Here is a 16,434-nt window from a genome sequence, read left to right as displayed (position 1 = left end):
ACTAGGCTGGCAGCTTCCTGCTTAAATTCAGGCGAAAAAGTACGTCGTTTCTTGGTCATCAGACACCTCGTTTATGGTGGCAATATTACCACCTACGTTGGTGTCCGGTTTTATTGAACCACTACAAAGATGTTGATGGAGAGGCCGCCCGCGCTTTTTTCCTCGAACAACTGCTAGTTGCCGCAGGCGACGAGGAAAGCTTGAGCGCTGACGATGTGGTTGATCCTGACGCCTAAATGACGTGTTTTTAATGGGCCAACTTGTATTAAGCCAATGCTGCCTAGCCCTGCTATCTTGCCCATAAGCGAACTCGTTGAGTTCGCTTATGGTTCGGCTGAATAGTTGTGGAGTTTTATTCGACCCCATCACTATTGTCGGATGTTTAGCTAGAGATAGGGGAATAGGTTATAACTTTTTGGTGAATGTTTTTAAGGTTTTCTAGGCTTGATGCATAAGTTGCCTGCTAGATCTTCAAATACAGGTATGGCGTCAAGTTTATCACAGCCGCCTGTTAAGCAGTCTCCCGTTTTAATGTCAAACGCTGCCCCATGCGCACTGCATAGAAAACGGTGCCCATCTGATGAAATGATACTGTCCGATCGATAGTTTAAAGGTAAATATTGGTGGGGGCAGGCATTGACGTAGCAATAAATCGTGCCATTTATACGTGCTGCAATGACTGGGAAAGATCCATTGCTGCTCATTATTTCCATGCAGCGTGCTTTGCCTTCTGGTATAGCGCTGGAAGGGCAAATAATAGCCCCCTCTTGGGGGGCATTTTCATAGTTACGCCAAGCGTCATGCACGGTGTGCCCTTTTACTATTCAGCGGTACTGTGCAACACGCCGCGGTTAATTTGATCCTCTTCGATGGACTCGAAAAGTGCTTTAAAATTGCCCTCTCCAAAACCATCATCGCCTTTACGCTGGATAAACTCGAAGAAGATGGGCCCAATGACCGTTTTTGAGAAAATTTGTAGCAAAATTCGGGTTTCGCCGCCGCCCACGACACCTTCGCCGTCAATCAAAATGCCACGGCTACGCAGTTTATCGAGAGGTTCCTGGTGGTCTTTAACGCGCTCCAGTGACTTTTCGTAATAGATGTTCGGCGGGCCAGGCATAAATTCGAGCCCCGCATCAGCGATTAAGTCAGTGCCGGAGTAGATATCGTTCGTTGCAATGGCGATATGCTGAATGCCTTCGCCGTTATATTCGCGCAAGTACTCTTCGATCTGGCTGTGATCATCGGCACTTTCGTTAATGGGTATGCGAATTTTACCATCGGGAGAAGTCAATGCACGGCTGGTAAGGCCTGTCATTTTACCGGTGATATCAAAGTAGCGTATTTCGCGGAAGTTAAAGGTGTCGTGGTAAAACTTATACCACGTGTCCATATTGCCGCGAATAACGTTATGAGTGAGGTGGTCAAGATAGTAAAAACCAAACCCTTTAGGACGAGGGTCGACCTCATCCAACCACTCAAATTCGTTTGAATAACAGCTGCCTTTTTCGCCATAGGTGTCAATAAAGTAAAGCAGCGAGCCGCCAATGCCAATCACCGCAGGCGCATCGATGGATTTATTACCCGTGAACTCTTCTGCACCCAGGTCGACGGCACGTTTTAGCGCATGCTGAGCATCAACGACGCGCCAAGCCATTGCCGGTGCACAGGGGCCATGCGCCTCAATAAACGCTGACGCATGCGAGTTAGGCTCACTGTTAAGAAGGTAGTTGATATCGCCTTGACGATAAACGGTGATCGACTTGTCACGATGTTTTGCAACGGGAACGAAACCCATTTGCCGAAATAAGCTATCCAGTTTTTCCGGCTCGGGGTGTGCAAATTCAACAAACTCGAAGCCATCTGTGCCTGCTGGGTTTGCATCATTGATGGTTGCTTTGGGTGCGTCATGAGGGAAGGGGCCCATCGCTGTCTCTCCTTTATTGTCTTGTTGGGTGACAAGTTCAGTATAGGGAAGAGCCGGTACAATTAGGTTGCAAACTAACCTAAGATGCAGCCAAATAGTGCACAGAATGTGCGCAATAGGAGTGCTGTATGCACGGAATTTCCTTGGATCGTTATGATCTTGCAATTTTGTCAGAGTTACAAAAGAACTCAGCCCTCACCAATTCAGAATTGGGAGAGCGCGTCAGTCTGTCTCCCTCGCAGTGCTCCCGCCGCAAAGCACGGTTAGAAGCCGAAGGTGTCATTAAGGGGTATTCGGCTAGGCTTGATGCCACCAGCCTGGGGTTTGGGCTGCGTGCCATCACCAGAGTTAATCTCAAAGCTCATGGTGAAAGCATGGATGATGATTTTGTGACGTTACTGACGAAGCATGCCATGGTTCGTGAGGCCTATTCTGTGTCGGGAGACGCAGACTATGTGTTACATATCATCGCCAAGGATCTAACAGCGTTTTCGGACTTTATTCATCATCATTTATTACCTCATCCTAATGTAACCCAGGTTCGCTCAGAAATAATACTGCGTAGTATGAAAGAAGAGCAGGGGCTGCCAGTGAGTGGTGGCTAAGTAGCTGAGTTGGTTTTGTGCCGTGAGGGCTCTATGCGTCTTAAATTTTACTGCCAGAATCGAGTCGGTATCCTGCGCGATATAGTGGCCCAGTTTGCTGACTACCGAATTAATGTTGCTCGGGGAGAGGTAGGGGGCGATCAGGGCAATACCATCTATTTATATGTTCCAAAATTACTCAATGCGCAGCTACAGACGCTTAAACCGGTATTGGAAGCCATCCCTGGCGTGTTTGGTGTTAAGCGCGCCAGCTTGATGCCCAGCGAGCGGCGTCATTTGGAGCTGGATGCGCTGCTGTCCTCGCTTTCTGACCCAGTGATGTCGATAGATATGCAGGGCCGAATTGTGGCGGCCAATCGTATTGCTGTTCAGGTTTTAGGCGTGCGCGTTCAAGAAGTGCCGGGGCTCTCACTGGATCGTTACCTTGACGAGGTGGATCTGCCCGACTTGATTCGCCGAAACAACTCACGCATCAATGGATTGCGGATCAAACTGAAAGGGAATACCTATCTGGCTGATATCGCGCCACTGCATACGGAAGATACTAAGGTTGATTCACTCGCGGGGGCGGTCGTGACATTACACCGTGCCGACCGTATCGGTGCGCGTATTTATCAGGTGCAGCGTCAGGAGCTGCGTGGCTTTGAGGCCATCTTTCAGTCGAGTTCGCGACTGGAAGCCGTCATCAACGAGGCGCGTCGCATGGCGCCATTAGAGGCACCGTTGTTGATTGTGGGGGAAACAGGAACCGGGAAAGAGCTGGTGGCCAGAGCCTGTCATTTGGCAAGCCCCCGAGGGCAAGCGCCGTTTGTGGTGCTTAACTGTGCCGGGCTGCCTGAATCAATGGCCGAGACAGAGCTTTTCGGTTACGCCCCCGGTGCCTTCGAAGGCGCTCGGCCGGAAGGTAAGCTGGGCCTTCTGGAGCTTAACGAAGGTGGCACGGTATTTCTTGATGAAGTCGGTGAAATGAGTCCCCGGCTGCAGACGAAGCTGTTGCGCTTTCTTCAGGATGGCGGTTTCCGGCGTGTGGGGAGCGACGAGGAAACCTTCCTGGATGTCCGGGTAATCTGTGCCACTCAACAGAACTTGCCTCAGCTGTGTAGTGAGGGGGTGTTTCGGCTTGATCTTTATCACCGGCTCAATGTGCTTTCGTTACAGGTGCCACCTTTACGGGAATGCCTGGATGGCATCGCAGACTTGGCAGCCTATATGCTGGATCGTGCGGCCCGTCAGATAGGCTGTCCTGTGCCCGAGCTTTCGCCTGCTGCGTTGGAAAAAATCACCCGTTACGACTGGCCGGGCAATGTTCGACAGCTGGAAAATGTGCTGTTCCAGGCAGTGTCACTGTGTGAAGAAAAAGCCATCCAGCCGGTGCATTTGCGCCTTCCTCACCGAGAGGAGTCGCCTGAGTTGGCTGGCATCCCATTAGAGGGAAGCTTGAGCGATATGCTGGGAGAGGTGGAAAGAAACATCTTAACTACGCTGTATCAAAAGTACCCTTCTAGCCGCCAGTTGGGAAAACGACTGGGCGTTTCGCACACAACCGTTGCCAATAAACTCAAACGTTACGGCATTGGTGCTCAAGAGGACTCTTAAAAAAATCCATGACAGGTGAATTAATTGTCACGATTTCTTTACGGGGTGTCAGAAAAATGCAACGGCAAGACCCCGTCCAACGGCATTCCTTTTCAAGTGTAACGATTAGTTTACAGCTGCGTCTCGCTTATATGGCTTAGCGTCGTGCCGAGTGCGATATCACCCTATTCCTGCCCTATAGCTATCTCCCTAGACTCTTAATAGATTGCTCTCGATGACTGGCTGATTGCAGTGAGTTGGCTTTAAGAGACAGCTAATCAATTTTAAGTAGTTGTTTTAGCTGATTATAAATCAATAGCCTAAAAACAATATCAATTTATAAGGTTTCCCAATGACAACGACAAATACGCCTCCCAAGACGCTGTGGCTGGGCCGCTGGGGATTTGTACTGGCAGCCACTGGTTCTGCAGTGGGACTGGGTAATATCTGGAAGTTTCCTTACATCACTGGCGAGTTTGGGGGTGGTGCTTTCGTGCTGGTTTACCTGGCCTGCATATTGGCGGTCGGCGTCCCCATCATGATGGCTGAAATCAGCTTCGGTCGCCGTGGGCGAGGCAGCCCGATCGACGCTATCCGCCGGGTGGTGCATGAGTCGGGCCATGGTAGCTTCTGGTCGATCTTCGGTTGGATGGCCATGATATGTGGCTTCATGATTCTGTCGTTCTACGTCGTGGTCGCGGGCTGGTCATTTTCCTATTTGTGGAAGATGCTGAGTGGCGGTCTGGCGGGTAATAGCGTCGATGACATGGCGGCAATTTTTGCCGCCAACAATGCCAACCCTTGGACGCTAGGTGCCTGGAGCACGCTGGTGACAGTGCTGACCATGTTCATCGTGGGCAAAGGCGTACAAGCCGGCATTGAAAAGAGCGTCAGTTGGATGATGCCAGGCATGGTCATCATGCTGGGGATACTGATCGGCTACGGTGCTTTTTCCGGTGGCTTCGCCGACGCATGGTCTTTTCTGTTCTCTTTCAATACGGAAGGATTAAGCAGTGAAGGGCTGTTAGCGGCACTGGGGCACGCCTTCTTTACTTTGTCGCTCGCCTCTGGCGCGATTCTTACCTACGGCTCTTACCTGCCAGAAGGGCACTCCATCGCGCGCACGACATTCAGTGTGGCCATTGCCGATACCGTTGTCGCACTAATGGCAGGCTTGGCTATTTTCCCGATTATTTTCGCTAACGGAATGAATCCCGGCCAAGGGCCAGGGTTGATTTTCATGAGCTTGCCATTGGCCTTCCAAGCGATGCCGTTTGGTACGCTGTTTGGCGTCCTGTTCTTTGTGATGCTATCGATGGCCGCGCTTACATCGTCGATCTCGATGATCGAGGCGACCGTAGCCTGGCTCGTGGCAAGCAAAGGAATGACGCGTAAACGGGCATCCTGGGGTGTGGGTATTGTGCTGTGGTTGGTGAGTACTTTGGCCATGCTGTCATTCAACATGGGCGCGGATTGGACGCTAGCAGGCCGCACTTTCTTCGACTGGCTGGACTACCTAACCTCCCGCTGGATGATGCCGTTAGGCGGATTGGGCATGGCACTCATGGCAGGCTTCCTGCTGCGTACTGAAATATTCAGGCAGGAACTAGGGCTCTCCCGTACCCAGCATACGCTGTGGCTGTTTATGGTGCGTTACGTTAGCCCGTTAGGCATCGTGCTAATTTTCATCGATGCGCTGGGTCTTGCGACCCTCCAGGTAGGTACCCAGTGGCCGTGGCTGTTGGCCCTGCTGGTGCTTATCACCGTGGTGGGAGAATTGGCTAGCCCGCGGCTGCGCCACCAGGCTTCCTGAAGTGATTGTAGAAACAAGTGCAAAGCTTAAGGTCTGAATAGAGTGATGAAAGCTAGAGCGCTCCCATCCACTGGTTGGGAGCGCTCTAGTTGTTGGTGGGAGCAGAAGTTGCTGTCAAAACGCTTCACTGTGTCGCTAAGGCATCAAAGGCTGTTGCGTTGGGGCATAATTTACGGCATTCATCAAGCTCGGGACTCGCTCGCATTGCTTTCCAACAGTCGCCAACGGCTGCACAAGCATTGCAGCTGTCACGTAGTGCAACATAGTCCGCTTGGCTAATCAGACCGCTTTCCTGAAGAACATCTTCCTCAAGACCAAAATGTTGCATCATTACTGGCATCAAGGTTCTGGCTGGACTGAAATGCGCCGTTGGGCCTGCCGCCAGTTGCTTTGCTATTTCCTGCTCAAAGCGTGGTTCTAGTGGTCTCTCCAGGTCATTGATAAGCGCATCATAGCTGGCGCTTGCTTCATGCTTCAGCTTGTGGGCTAACATCGCGGTTGACGATGCATAGCAGCGCTCTATTAGGCGTCCCCACCAAGAGATGGTGTCTGTGTTCTTCGCAGTACCCATACCCATGATAGTTATCCCCCAGGCGTTCTTGATGAGGGTAGTAGTATTAGTCGCTGAGAGGTGAAGTATCTTGACGCGGATCAAGTTAGTTTCAAATGAAACAGGGTGCGGAGGCTTTAGATTGAAATGGGTGTGGAAGCTAAGTGATGGGATAAAGTAAGTACTGGGGAAACTAAGTACTAGAAAAAATCAGTACTGGAAAAAATAAGTACTGGGGAAGCGTGACTAATTGACAATAGGTTCCCGCCGTCAGCCATAAGCAGCGGCGAGAACGTTCAATCTACTGCTTCAGTCACTCAGTCACTAACAACACTCGAGGCGATACTTTCTTCAGCCGCCTCATTGACTAACTGTTCATGAAAGAAGGCAAGCGCTGCTGGTGCGTCCACATCGCGGCTCTTTACGGCCTCACTCCAGGTATCCAGCAAGTTACTAGCAACGCCCCGCAGGTAAACAATGTCTTGCTCTGATGCCTGGGTAAAGGTCGCGCCATTTTCCTCACCAAACTCAACACCGCGTTGGTCGGATACATCCATCATGTAGCCAAACAAGCGTGAAAGTCGCTCACCCGATACGCTTTCAATCGCCGCGCGGTCTTCGTCTGATACTTGATCCCAAAACATGGGGTTCATAACAATTGCAAAGCTGCCGCGGTAGAAGCCACCGTCTACGGTGAGGGTATGCGGGGCTACTTCGGCAACGCGAAAGCTGCGCAAGCTTTCAAGCGTTAGCATCGCACCGTCAACAACCCCTTGAGAGGCGGCCTCGTAGGTGCCAGTGGGAGGAATGGCGACGCCGGTCACGGACATTGCCTCGGCTAAACCACTCATCACGCCGCCACCCACGCGCAGCCGTTTGCCCGCAAGCTCATCAATTGAGCTGATTTGGTCACGGGTGAATATTTGGCCAGGGCCATGCACGCCCATCGCAACCACATCGACGCCGCGATGCTCATTGGCTTGCTGCAGATATTCTTGATGGGTATGCCAATACGCAGCGGAAGCATCTTCTGAGGAAAATTTCTCAAATGTAGGGAATTCAGGCAACTGCGTTGCTAGAAAACGGCCCGCCATATGAGCGTGAAAAATCCAGCTGGCATCCGCAATACCATCCGCAACGATCTCCATTTGTGCCGGTGGAGGCCCCATATCATGCACTACTTCTACCGTGACACGATCCTCGGTGGCTTCTTCAATCCATGCCTTCCAGGTTGGCCAAACAATGGTATTAACGCCATGATTAGGGCCGCCCCATGTGCTGACGGTGATCGTTGCCTGCGCAAGTGCAGACATACTGAACGCCATGCTTGAAACAGCCATAGCAGCCACTAGTAGGCGAGCTGATTTATTCATATTGAAACTCCAGAGCCGACGCTATTAGCGCCTATGTTGTTATTGGTAAATGTTGTTATTGGTAACGCCTATCCCCAAGTAAGGGCGTCTTCCTGGGGTTGCGTAAATCACACGGGTTACCTTGCCTCTGAATAGTTTCAATGGCAACTAGTTTTAGAGAGGTTGGCACTCTATTTACGTCTTAAGTTTTAAGGCGTAGCGCTCGGCGAGAGCGAGCTTTGCCGGCTGATTCAGCGAATCGGGATAGCGGTCTCTTCTTTGATATTACGCAGCACGAAATTGGAGTTGACCTGGGAAATGCCATCCAAAGTGAAGAGTTTTTCATTCAGGAACCGGTCATAAGCGGCCATGTCTTCAATCACCACGCGCAGCACGAAATCGGCGTTGCCGGTGGTGGCATAGCACTGCAGCACTTCCGGGTATTGCAGGATGCGGTTTTCGAACTCGACGGTATTATCGATGTGATGGCGAACCAGCGTCACCATGACCAGCGCTGATAGTGGCTGGCCCACCAGGCTGGGTTCCACCAGTGCAGCAAAGCGACGAATAACGCCACTCTCTTCCAACGCCTTGACTCGTCGCCAGCAGGCGGCGGGGGAGAGGCCTATTTGTTCGGCAAGCTCATTGTTGGTAATGCGCCCCTGTTGCTGAAGCAAGGTAAGGATGCGCTGATCATGCCTGTCTAAGGTGATTTCTTTGGTTGCTTCTTTCATAGAGCTATTTCATTTATTTGTGATTTGTTGAATATCATTGCGAAAAAACGCTAAAAATGAAAGTAATGATTGATAACCAGGGTTTTGAAGGGTGAATTAGCAAGCACCTTTAGTGCGCTCTTGGCTAGACTCAAGCGTATTACAACCATAACTCTTCAACCGTACTGGTGAACGCTCATGACCACCCCCTCAATCGCTGAGCAGGCGGGTTCTATTACCCAGCCTCTCGATATTGCCCTCGATGACTATCAGCTGGCCGACCGCTATAGCCGTGGCGAAGGCCGTATTTTTCTTACTGGCACCCAAGCCTTGGTACGCATCGCCTTACGTCAGGCCGAGCTTGATCGCCGCAATGGTCGCCATACGGCAGGGCTCATCAGCGGCTATCGTGGTTCGCCCCTGGGCGGTGTAGACCAAGAGATTTGGCGGGCGAAAGCCGCCATGGAAGAGCACCACATCGACTTTGTCCCTGCTATCAACGAAGACCTGGCCGCCACCATGATGCTGGGTTGCCAGCAGGTAGAAACGGATCCTGACCGCCAAGTCGAGGGGGTCTTCGGCATGTGGTACGGCAAAGGGCCGGGCGTTGACCGCGCGGGTGACGCCTTGAAGCACGGTAATGCTTACGGCAGCTCGCCGACGGGTGGTGTGCTGGTGGTTGCGGGAGATGACCATGGCTGTGTGTCGTCCTCCATGCCGCACCAGTCTGATGTCGCCTTTATGGCGTGGTTTATGCCGGTGGTAAGCCCTGCGTCATTGGCGGAGTATGAACGCTTTGGGCTATGGGGCTATGCCCTTTCACGCTTCTCGGGTTGTTGGGTAGGTTTTAAAGCCGTGTCTGAAACCGTAGAGAGTGGTGCCTCAGTCGAAGTGCCTCCCTTGCCCGACTACGTAACGCCCGACTTCGAGATGCCGGAGGGCGGGCTGCACTATCGCTGGCCCGATTTGCCGGGGCCACAACTCGAGACCCGCATTGAGCACAAGCTGGCCGCCGTGCAGGCGTTTGCCACGGCTAATCCGATTGATCAGTATCTATTTCGCCAAGAGCAGGCGAGCTTTGGGCTGGTTACCACAGGTAAGGGTCATTTGGACTTGCTTGAGGCGCTGCGTTTACTGGGGCTGGATGAAGCCAAACTGCGTGATCTCGGGATAGAAATATATAAGGTTGGGATGGTATGGCCACTCCATCGCCCCGGCATCCTTGAGTTTATTCATGGCAAGCGTGAGGTGCTGGTCATTGAAGAGAAACGCGGCATTATCGAAAGTCAGTTGAAGGAGTACATGTCGGAACCCGACCATCCCGGCGAGGTAATCGTTACCGGCAAGCAGGATGAAACCGGCAAACCGCTGATTCCCTATGTTGGCGAGCTTAGCCCGCGTCTCTTGGCAGGTTTCGTGGCAGAGCGCCTTACGCGCTTTTTCGAGATTGATTTTAGCGACAAGCTGGCAATCGTTGATGCTTGCCAAGCAGGTGTTAAGGAACTTGGCGGTGTACGCCGCATGCCGTATTTCTGCTCGGGTTGCCCACACAACAGCTCCACCAAGGTGCCTGAAGGCAGCAAAGCCCTGGCGGGTATTGGTTGCCACTTTATGGCTTCGTGGATGGATCGCAGCACCGAATCGTTAATTCAGATGGGTGGCGAGGGTGTTAACTGGGTAGGTAAAAGCCGCTTTACCGGAAATGGCCATATTTTCCAGAACTTGGGAGAAGGCACCTGGTTTCATTCGGGCTCCATGGCCGTTCGCCAGGCGGTGGCAGCCAACGTCAATATTACCTACAAGATTCTGTTCAACGACGCGGTGGCCATGACGGGTGGTCAACCGGTCGATGGGCAAATCAATGTCCCCATGATTGCCCGGCAATCGTTGGATGAAGGCGTGCGCAGGGTCATGGTAGTCAGCGATGAACCCGAAAAGTATCGAGGGCATGAAAAAGAGTTTCCTAAGGAGGTGACTTTCCACGGGCGAGAGGAGATGGATACGCTGCAACGTGAACTGCGCGAGATTCCCGGCTGCACCGTGTTGATATATGACCAGGTATGCGCGGCGGAGAAACGTCGCCGCCGCAAGCGTGGTTTGATGGAAGATCCCGCCCGCCGGGTGTTTATCAATCATTATGTTTGCGAAGGCTGTGGTGATTGCTCCGTACAGTCCAACTGTTTATCGGTGGTGCCGCGGGAGACCGAGCTAGGCCGCAAGCGCAAAATAGATCAGTCCTCCTGCAACAAGGATATGTCCTGTGTCAGTGGTTTTTGCCCCAGTTTTGTCACTGTTGAAGGTGGCCAGCTGCGTAAAGGCCAGGGTGTTGAGGCGGATAACGCCTTTTGGCAGCGTATAGCGCATTTGCCTAATCCTGCAATCGCGCCTCTGAAGGCCCCTTATGACCTACTGGTGGGGGGCGTTGGTGGCACGGGCGTGGTGACCGTCGGGCAGTTGATCACGATGGCGGCACACCTGGAAGGCAAGGGCTCCAGCGTGCTCGACTTTATGGGGTTCGCTCAAAAAGGCGGGGCGGTACTTAGCTATGTTCGCTTGGCAGCGCAGCCCAACGAGCTGAATCAAGTACGCATCGAATCGGGGCAGGCCGATGCTGTCATTGCTTGTGACATGGTCGTGGCCAGTTCGCAGAAAGCGCTGAACGTGCTTCAGCCGACCACCCGTATTGTTGCCAACCTGGCGGAGCTAGCCACCGCGGACTATGTCCTTTACCGCGACGCGGATATGCAGCCCAGCAAACGCCTTAATCTGTTGCGTGAAGCGGTAGGAGACGAACGTTTTGCATCGCTGGATGCCAACCGCCTGGCTGAACAGCTTCTAGGGGATACGGTGTTTTCCAATATGATGATGCTTGGGTTTGCCTGGCAGCAAGGGTTGGTGCCACTGTCTGAACCTGCACTGCAGCGTGCCCTGGAGCTTAACGGCGTCGCCGTGGAAAAGAACCGCCAGGCATTTGCCTGGGGGCGCTTGGCAGCGGTGGAGCCCGACTATCTACAGCAGCACCTTGATACGATGCCGCTGCCCACGAATGCCACCCTGGATGACGTGGTCGCGCGTAATCGTCGCCACCTGGAGCGCTATCAGAACCGTGCCTGGGCTGAGCGCTATGTCACCCAGGTGACAAAAGTGCGTGAAGCAGAAACAGCGTTAAACGGTGGCCAAGCATTGAGTGAAGCCGTCGCCCATCAGCTCTATCGCTTGATGGCGTATAAAGATGAGTACGAAGTGGCGCGGCTCTACACCCAGAGCGATTTCCTGGATGAAGTGAAAGCAACGTTCTCGGGTGATTACCGGCTAACCTTCCACTTGGCGCCACCGCTATTGAGTGGCCGTAAGGATACGCAAGGGCGGCCCGTGAAGCGTCGCTTCGGCCCCTGGATGTTGAAGGCAATGGGCGCGTTGGCCAAGATGCGCGGTTTGCGCAACACGGCCCTCGACCCTTTCCGCTTCAGCGCAGACCGGAAGCTCGACCGTGCCTTACTGGCGGACTACGAGCAGCTGATTGACGAGCTAGTGGCGCGTCTTGATGGCACTAATCATGCCACTGCTTTGACACTGTCCAAGCTGCCGGAAGAGATTCGTGGCTACGGGCCAGTCCGCGAAGCTGCCGCCGAGAAAGCGAATGCGCGCCGCGAGAAGCTGCTGATCGAATTACGCCAAGGTCGTTCGAAAACCATCGCTGTCGAAGCCGCCTGAGGCTGCCCGCCAAGCGAAAGGCAGGCCGCGCAATGCGCGGCCTGTTCAGGAGGGTTTAGCTGGCATCAGGCTGCGCCTCGGGTGCTGCCTTTTGGAAGGCTGGCAGTGTCCGGCAGTGGGCAGCGATGCGCTGGAGTGTCGGGTACGCTGATAAATCGCATTCGAAGCGTTCCGCGTTATACACCTGGGGAACTAGGCAGATATCTGCAAGCGTTGGGGTGTCACCATGGCAAAAATCACCGCTGCTGGGGTCAGTCGAGAGCGTTGCTTCCATGGCTGTGAAGCCCTCAGCAATCCAGTGGCGATACCAGGCTAGCTTAGCTCCCTCATCTACCCCCAGCTCACCGACGAGATACTTGAGCACCCGCAGGTTGTTGAGGGGGTGAACTTCACAAGCCACTAATTGCGCGAGGGCGCGAACCTGGGCGCGGGCTAACGCATCCGCCGGTAGCAGCGCGGGTTCGGGATACACTTCATCGAGATACTCGCAGATAGCCAGCGACTGGTTAACCACTGAGCCGTCATCCAGCACTAGACTAGGCACCATCCCTTGGGGGTTGCGTGCCAAATGGTCGCCACCCCGTTGCTCGCCGTTCACCAGGTTGATCGGCACCTGGTCGTAGTCCAGGCCCTTCAGGTTTAAGGCGATACGTACCCGATAAGCAGCCGACGAACGGAAATAGCCGTAAAGCGTCGTCATGTTGCTTTCCTTATGTTGCCTCGCGTCATTTTGGCTGGTACTTCACGACTTGTTGATCGATCGTACCAAAGATGTTGTTGCCATCGCGGCCGAACATCTCGATGCGAACCCGGTCGCCAAAGCGCATAAAGGGCGTTTTTACTTGGCCGTACAGTATCTGCTCCACCATGCGCACTTCGGCTAGACAGCTATAGCCCACTCCGCCATCAGCCACTGGCTTTCCAGGGCCGCCATCGGGGTCGGGATTGGAAACAGTGCCCGAGCCAATAACAGCGCCCGCGCCGAGATAGCGGGTCTTGGCCGCATGGGCAACCAGCTGTGGGAAGCTGAAAATCATATCTGGGCCGGCTTCTGGCTCGCCAAACTTCTCGCCATTGAGGTGCACGGTCAGCGGCAGGTGTACCTTGCCATTCTGCCAGGCATCGCCCAGCTCATCGGGGGTCACCGCAATAGGCGAAAAAGAAGAGGCGGGCTTGGCTTGGAAAAAGCCGAAGCCCTTCGCTAGCTCGCCGGGAATAAGGCCACGCAGGCTCACATCGTTGACCAGCATCACTAGCTTAAGGTGCTTGGCTGCTTGCTCGGGCGTTACTGCCATCGGCACGTCGTCAGTAATAACGGCGATCTCACCTTCAAAGTCGATGCCATGCTCTTCACTCACCGCCTCGATATCCTCGGTGGGGGCTAGGAAACCGTCGCTACCGCCCTGGTACATTAGCGGGTCGGTCCAGAAGGTGTCGGGCATCTCGGCATTACGTGCCTGGCGTACCAGCTTGACATGGTTCAGGTAGGCGGAGCCGTCAGCCCACTGATAGGCACGCGGTAAAGGGGAGTGCAGCGCACTCTGGTCAAGCTCAAAAGCACCTTCGGTACGGCCACTGTTAAGTTGTGCATAGCGCTCTTCCAACTTGGGGCTAACCGTCGCCCACTCCTCAATAGCTGCCTGAAGTGTGGGCGCAATATCAACAGCGCTCACTGCACGGGAAAGGTCACGGGAGACAATGATAAGTTCTCCGTCGCGGCCCTGCTTAAGTGTTGCAAGTTTCATGGTGAATCAATCCTTGTCGTCAGGGGGTGTCGGGTTCAGGGCTGGCTGGGGTTGAAGTGGGAGCGCAGCGTCGACCAAACATCCACATAGTCACGTTGACGGAAGTCAGCATTCAGCGCCGCAGGGGTCGGGTGAAAGAAGTAGCGGCTCTCAAACATGAAAGCCAGTGTGTCGCCTATGAAGTGGGGTTTAAGCTCCGCGTTGGAGGCTTTCTCAAATGTCTCGGCATCGGGGCCATGGGGCGACATTGAGTTATGTAGGCTGGCGCCGCCAGGCGTGAAGCCTTCAGCTTTGGCATCGTACTCGCCGTGTATCAGTCCCATAAACTCGCTCATTAGATTGCGATGGAACCAGGGTGGCCGAAAGGTATTCTCGGCAACCATCCAGCGCGGTGGGAAAATGACAAAATCAAGATTCGCCATCCCCGGCGTATCGGAGGGGGACGACAATACGGTGAAGATTGACGGATCCGGATGATCGAAGCTAACCGTATTGATGGTGTTAAAATTAGCCAGATTATATTTATAAGGCGCGCAGTTGCCGTGCCACGCCACGACATCTAACGGCGAATGGTCGAGTTTGCTCTCCCAGAAACGCCCAGAGAACTTAGCCACTAAACGGTAGTCGCCTTCTAGATCTTCATAGGCTGCCACGGGGCTTTGGAAGTCACGCGGGTTTGCTAAACCGTTAGACCCGATGGGGCCGAGGCCTGGAAGCTCTAGAGGGCTGCCATAGTTCTCGCATATATATCCCCGCGCAGCATCAACACCCTGAGCTCTGCGCACTTGGAATTTCACACCGCGTGGAATAACGGCAATCTCACCATTATCGATCTCGATGTCACCAAATTCGGTACGTAGACGAATGGCGCCCAGTTGTGGAACAAACAGCAGTTCTCCGTCAGCGTTGTAGAAAAAACGCTCGGTCATGTCTTTATTAAAGGTGTAGACATGCACGCCTACGCCAGCCTGGGTACCCGCATCGCCGTTGACGGCAATGGTAAATAAGCCGTCGATAAAATCAGTCGGCTCGCTCGGTAGAGAAACGGGATCCCAGCGCATTTGATTGGGATCAGCCGCTGGTTTATCTAACGGAGCGGTGTGTACCTTGTGATTGTCGAGTGGCTGATACGCGCTCTGAACGACAGAAGGGCGAATACGGTAAAGCCAGCTACGGAAATTTTGATGACGTGGCGCTGTAAATGCGGAGCCGGTTAGTTGCTCTGCATATAATCCATAAGCGCACTTCTGAGGGGAGTTTTGCCCAATCGGCAATGCCCCTGGGAGTGCTTCGGTTGAAAAGTGATTATGAAAACCGCTCTGATATTGCAATTGTTCAGTCATTGTTAAGTCCTGCGTTATTTGAACTTTATTTCGATAAGCGTATGGCGCAGCTATTTATCGCAATCACTAACCGCATGGAAAACCGCTTCTTCTAACACCGCTTGATCGCCGATGTGATTAGCAAGTAACAGGATGCTGGGCATTGATGTACTCGATCTTCTTCATGCTGTCATAATAGTTTCTAATGAAACTAATTGTCTAGCCCTGCATACGATGGCACGGCAGATTGGGTGCTTAAATATAAATCATTATTAGCATTTAGGCCTTTTTCCGCAATGAAATGGCTAAGTATGACAATTAAAACCGACAATTTGGTTGCGATAGAGATTATATATCGGCAGTGTTCTATCTTGTTCTACTGGGAGGGCTCTTAAGGGGGCATCTAAGGCTGATAGCCCCTGGTGTAGAGAAGGGAGTTGAGTGGCGACGGGATGCCGTATGGAGCTAAGAGGACTCTTTTCCTTGAGGTGGTCAGTCGTTAGACGCGTTGCTGGTGCCTTCATTCCCAGCTATCGTGCTGATTTTTCATTACCACCCAAGATAAATGGCGGCTCTAGGAGAAATATAATGGCGATGGATAAAGTCGGCGGCGATGCATCTCTGGAGTCTTCAGCCAGGGCAGAGCTCGATCTCAATCAATTTTTACCCTATCAGCTTAACCGTCTGGCTGATCGGATCAGTCAGGCGCTAGAGAAGCTTTATGCCGACTCCTATCAACTCAACATTGCCCAGTGGCGTGTGCTTGCCTGGCTCAGCCACTGTGATGATTTAACCGCTAAAAAGGTTTGTACCTACACCAATATGGATAAGGCTCGTGTGTCTCGAGCTATCCAGTCGCTGGAAGACCGTGGACTGATAAACCGCACGCCATCACAGCAAGATCAGCGGCTACATGACTTAAAGCTGACAGAGGCCGGGCAAGCGCTACTTAATAAGTTAGTACCCGAAGCACAGGCGTGGGAAGCCAATCTGGTGTCGACCCTGAGCGTTGGTGAATATCGTGATTTGCTCAATACCATGCGCAAGCTTGAACGGCAGTTGGAGAGAATTGGCTAAAGGCTCGATACAGGTGACTCGCCCTCTGGTAGCAGATGTTG

General features: G+C 53.1%; 15 protein-coding genes. 6 read left to right on the top strand and 9 right to left on the bottom strand.

The genetic code is table 11. The features are described 5' to 3' along the window. Nucleotides 1-113 precede the first annotated feature (113 nt). Nucleotides 114-236, top strand: a complete 123-nt coding sequence (locus QT231_RS21350) for a hypothetical protein (protein WP_308338810.1) — start codon at nt 114-116, stop codon at nt 234-236. A 192-nt stretch (nt 237-428) separates the two neighbouring features. On the opposite strand, the gene QT231_RS21345 is transcribed toward QT231_RS21350, so the two are convergent. Both QT231_RS21345 and hppD read right to left on the bottom strand, forming a co-directional pair. Then, a complete protein-coding gene (locus QT231_RS21345) occupies nt 429-806 on the bottom strand; it encodes a Rieske 2Fe-2S domain-containing protein (protein WP_308338809.1) in 378 nt (125 codons plus the stop codon). Between the two features lie 14 nt (nt 807-820). Then, nucleotides 821-1,927, bottom strand: a complete 1,107-nt coding sequence (hppD, locus tag QT231_RS21340) for a 4-hydroxyphenylpyruvate dioxygenase (protein ID WP_308338808.1) — start codon at nt 1,925-1,927, stop codon at nt 821-823. A 128-nt stretch (nt 1,928-2,055) separates the two neighbouring features. Here hppD and QT231_RS21335 point away from each other — a divergent pair, with 128 nt between their 5' ends. The 3 genes from QT231_RS21335 (at nt 2,056) to QT231_RS21325 (ending at nt 5,920) form a co-directional block, all read left to right on the top strand. Continuing rightward, on the top strand, nt 2,056-2,532 hold the full coding sequence (locus QT231_RS21335; protein ID WP_308338807.1) for an Lrp/AsnC family transcriptional regulator: 477 nt from the start codon (nt 2,056-2,058) through the stop codon (nt 2,530-2,532). 33 nt (nt 2,533-2,565) lie between these two features. Further along, nucleotides 2,566-4,128: a sigma-54-dependent transcriptional regulator gene (locus QT231_RS21330; RefSeq protein WP_308338806.1), complete on the top strand. Its 1,563-nt coding sequence runs from the start codon at nt 2,566-2,568 to the stop codon at nt 4,126-4,128. A gap of 331 nt (nt 4,129-4,459) precedes the next feature. Continuing rightward, a complete protein-coding gene (locus QT231_RS21325) occupies nt 4,460-5,920 on the top strand; it encodes a sodium-dependent transporter (RefSeq protein WP_308338805.1) in 1,461 nt (486 codons plus the stop codon). 124 nt (nt 5,921-6,044) lie between these two features. Here the strand turns inward: QT231_RS21325 and QT231_RS21320 are convergent, their stop codons facing one another. The 3 genes from QT231_RS21320 to QT231_RS21310 all read right to left on the bottom strand — a co-directional run bounded on the left by QT231_RS21320 (nt 6,045) and on the right by QT231_RS21310 (nt 8,556). Further along, nucleotides 6,045-6,497 (bottom strand): DUF6455 family protein, encoded by a 453-nt coding sequence (locus QT231_RS21320; protein ID WP_308338804.1) that lies wholly within the window; start codon nt 6,495-6,497, stop codon nt 6,045-6,047. A 290-nt stretch (nt 6,498-6,787) separates the two neighbouring features. Next, nucleotides 6,788-7,843, bottom strand: a complete 1,056-nt coding sequence (locus QT231_RS21315) for a TRAP transporter substrate-binding protein (protein ID WP_308338803.1) — start codon at nt 7,841-7,843, stop codon at nt 6,788-6,790. A 230-nt stretch (nt 7,844-8,073) separates the two neighbouring features. Then, nucleotides 8,074-8,556, bottom strand: coding sequence for an Lrp/AsnC family transcriptional regulator (locus tag QT231_RS21310; RefSeq protein ID WP_064235587.1), 483 nt, complete (start codon nt 8,554-8,556; stop codon nt 8,074-8,076). A 177-nt stretch (nt 8,557-8,733) separates the two neighbouring features. Here QT231_RS21310 and QT231_RS21305 point away from each other — a divergent pair, with 177 nt between their 5' ends. Next, a complete protein-coding gene (locus QT231_RS21305; RefSeq protein WP_308338802.1) occupies nt 8,734-12,249 on the top strand; it encodes an indolepyruvate ferredoxin oxidoreductase family protein in 3,516 nt (1,171 codons plus the stop codon). A 55-nt stretch (nt 12,250-12,304) separates the two neighbouring features. Here the strand turns inward: QT231_RS21305 and maiA are convergent, their stop codons facing one another. From maiA to QT231_RS21285, 4 genes are read right to left on the bottom strand one after another with little or no spacing between them, the layout of a single operon-like run. Then, nucleotides 12,305-12,949 carry a maleylacetoacetate isomerase gene (maiA, locus tag QT231_RS21300; protein ID WP_308338801.1) on the bottom strand — a complete coding sequence of 215 codons (645 nt, stop codon included), beginning with the start codon at nt 12,947-12,949 and terminating at the stop codon, nt 12,305-12,307. A 25-nt stretch (nt 12,950-12,974) separates the two neighbouring features. After that, complete coding sequence (locus tag QT231_RS21295; RefSeq protein ID WP_308338800.1) at nt 12,975-13,994, bottom strand: fumarylacetoacetate hydrolase family protein; 1,020 nt, start codon at nt 13,992-13,994, stop codon at nt 12,975-12,977. A gap of 35 nt (nt 13,995-14,029) precedes the next feature. Further along, the gene (gene hmgA / locus QT231_RS21290; protein WP_308338799.1) at nt 14,030-15,337 is read right to left on the bottom strand and encodes a homogentisate 1,2-dioxygenase; all 1,308 of its coding nucleotides are present in this window, start codon (nt 15,335-15,337) and stop codon (nt 14,030-14,032) included. Between the two features lie 50 nt (nt 15,338-15,387). After that, a complete protein-coding gene (locus tag QT231_RS21285; RefSeq protein WP_308338798.1) occupies nt 15,388-15,480 on the bottom strand; it encodes a DUF2783 domain-containing protein in 93 nt (30 codons plus the stop codon). 424 nt (nt 15,481-15,904) lie between these two features. Here QT231_RS21285 and QT231_RS21280 point away from each other — a divergent pair, with 424 nt between their 5' ends. Further along, a complete protein-coding gene (locus tag QT231_RS21280) occupies nt 15,905-16,393 on the top strand; it encodes a MarR family winged helix-turn-helix transcriptional regulator (RefSeq protein ID WP_308338797.1) in 489 nt (162 codons plus the stop codon). Nucleotides 16,394-16,434: the final 41 nt, after the last annotated feature.

Source organism: Halomonas sp. SpR1 (genome assembly GCF_031010175.1).
Lineage (GTDB): Bacteria > Pseudomonadota > Gammaproteobacteria > Pseudomonadales > Halomonadaceae > Vreelandella.
Note: the sequence above shows the minus strand (reverse complement) of the source record. Positions and strands in the feature narration are given on the sequence as shown.

What these genes read in the sequence shown, in the direction of transcription:
- QT231_RS21295 (WP_308338800.1), bottom strand. Translation starts at nt 13,994, where the DNA reads ATGAAACTTGCAACACTTAAGCAGGGCCGCGACGGAGAACTTATCATT.
- QT231_RS21310 (WP_064235587.1), bottom strand. Translation starts at nt 8,556, where the DNA reads ATGAAAGAAGCAACCAAAGAAATCACCTTAGACAGGCATGATCAGCGC.
- hppD (WP_308338808.1), bottom strand. Translation starts at nt 1,927, where the DNA reads ATGGGCCCCTTCCCTCATGACGCACCCAAAGCAACCATCAATGATGCA.
- QT231_RS21285 (WP_308338798.1), bottom strand. Translation starts at nt 15,480, where the DNA reads ATGCCCAGCATCCTGTTACTTGCTAATCACATCGGCGATCAAGCGGTG.
- QT231_RS21305 (WP_308338802.1), top strand. Translation starts at nt 8,734, where the DNA reads ATGACCACCCCCTCAATCGCTGAGCAGGCGGGTTCTATTACCCAGCCT.
- QT231_RS21315 (WP_308338803.1), bottom strand. Translation starts at nt 7,843, where the DNA reads ATGAATAAATCAGCTCGCCTACTAGTGGCTGCTATGGCTGTTTCAAGC.
- maiA (WP_308338801.1), bottom strand. Translation starts at nt 12,949, where the DNA reads ATGACGACGCTTTACGGCTATTTCCGTTCGTCGGCTGCTTATCGGGTA.
- hmgA (WP_308338799.1), bottom strand. Translation starts at nt 15,337, where the DNA reads ATGACTGAACAATTGCAATATCAGAGCGGTTTTCATAATCACTTTTCA.
- QT231_RS21320 (WP_308338804.1), bottom strand. Translation starts at nt 6,497, where the DNA reads ATGGGTATGGGTACTGCGAAGAACACAGACACCATCTCTTGGTGGGGA.
- QT231_RS21335 (WP_308338807.1), top strand. Translation starts at nt 2,056, where the DNA reads ATGCACGGAATTTCCTTGGATCGTTATGATCTTGCAATTTTGTCAGAG.
- QT231_RS21325 (WP_308338805.1), top strand. Translation starts at nt 4,460, where the DNA reads ATGACAACGACAAATACGCCTCCCAAGACGCTGTGGCTGGGCCGCTGG.
- QT231_RS21280 (WP_308338797.1), top strand. Translation starts at nt 15,905, where the DNA reads ATGGCGATGGATAAAGTCGGCGGCGATGCATCTCTGGAGTCTTCAGCC.
- QT231_RS21330 (WP_308338806.1), top strand. Translation starts at nt 2,566, where the DNA reads ATGCGTCTTAAATTTTACTGCCAGAATCGAGTCGGTATCCTGCGCGAT.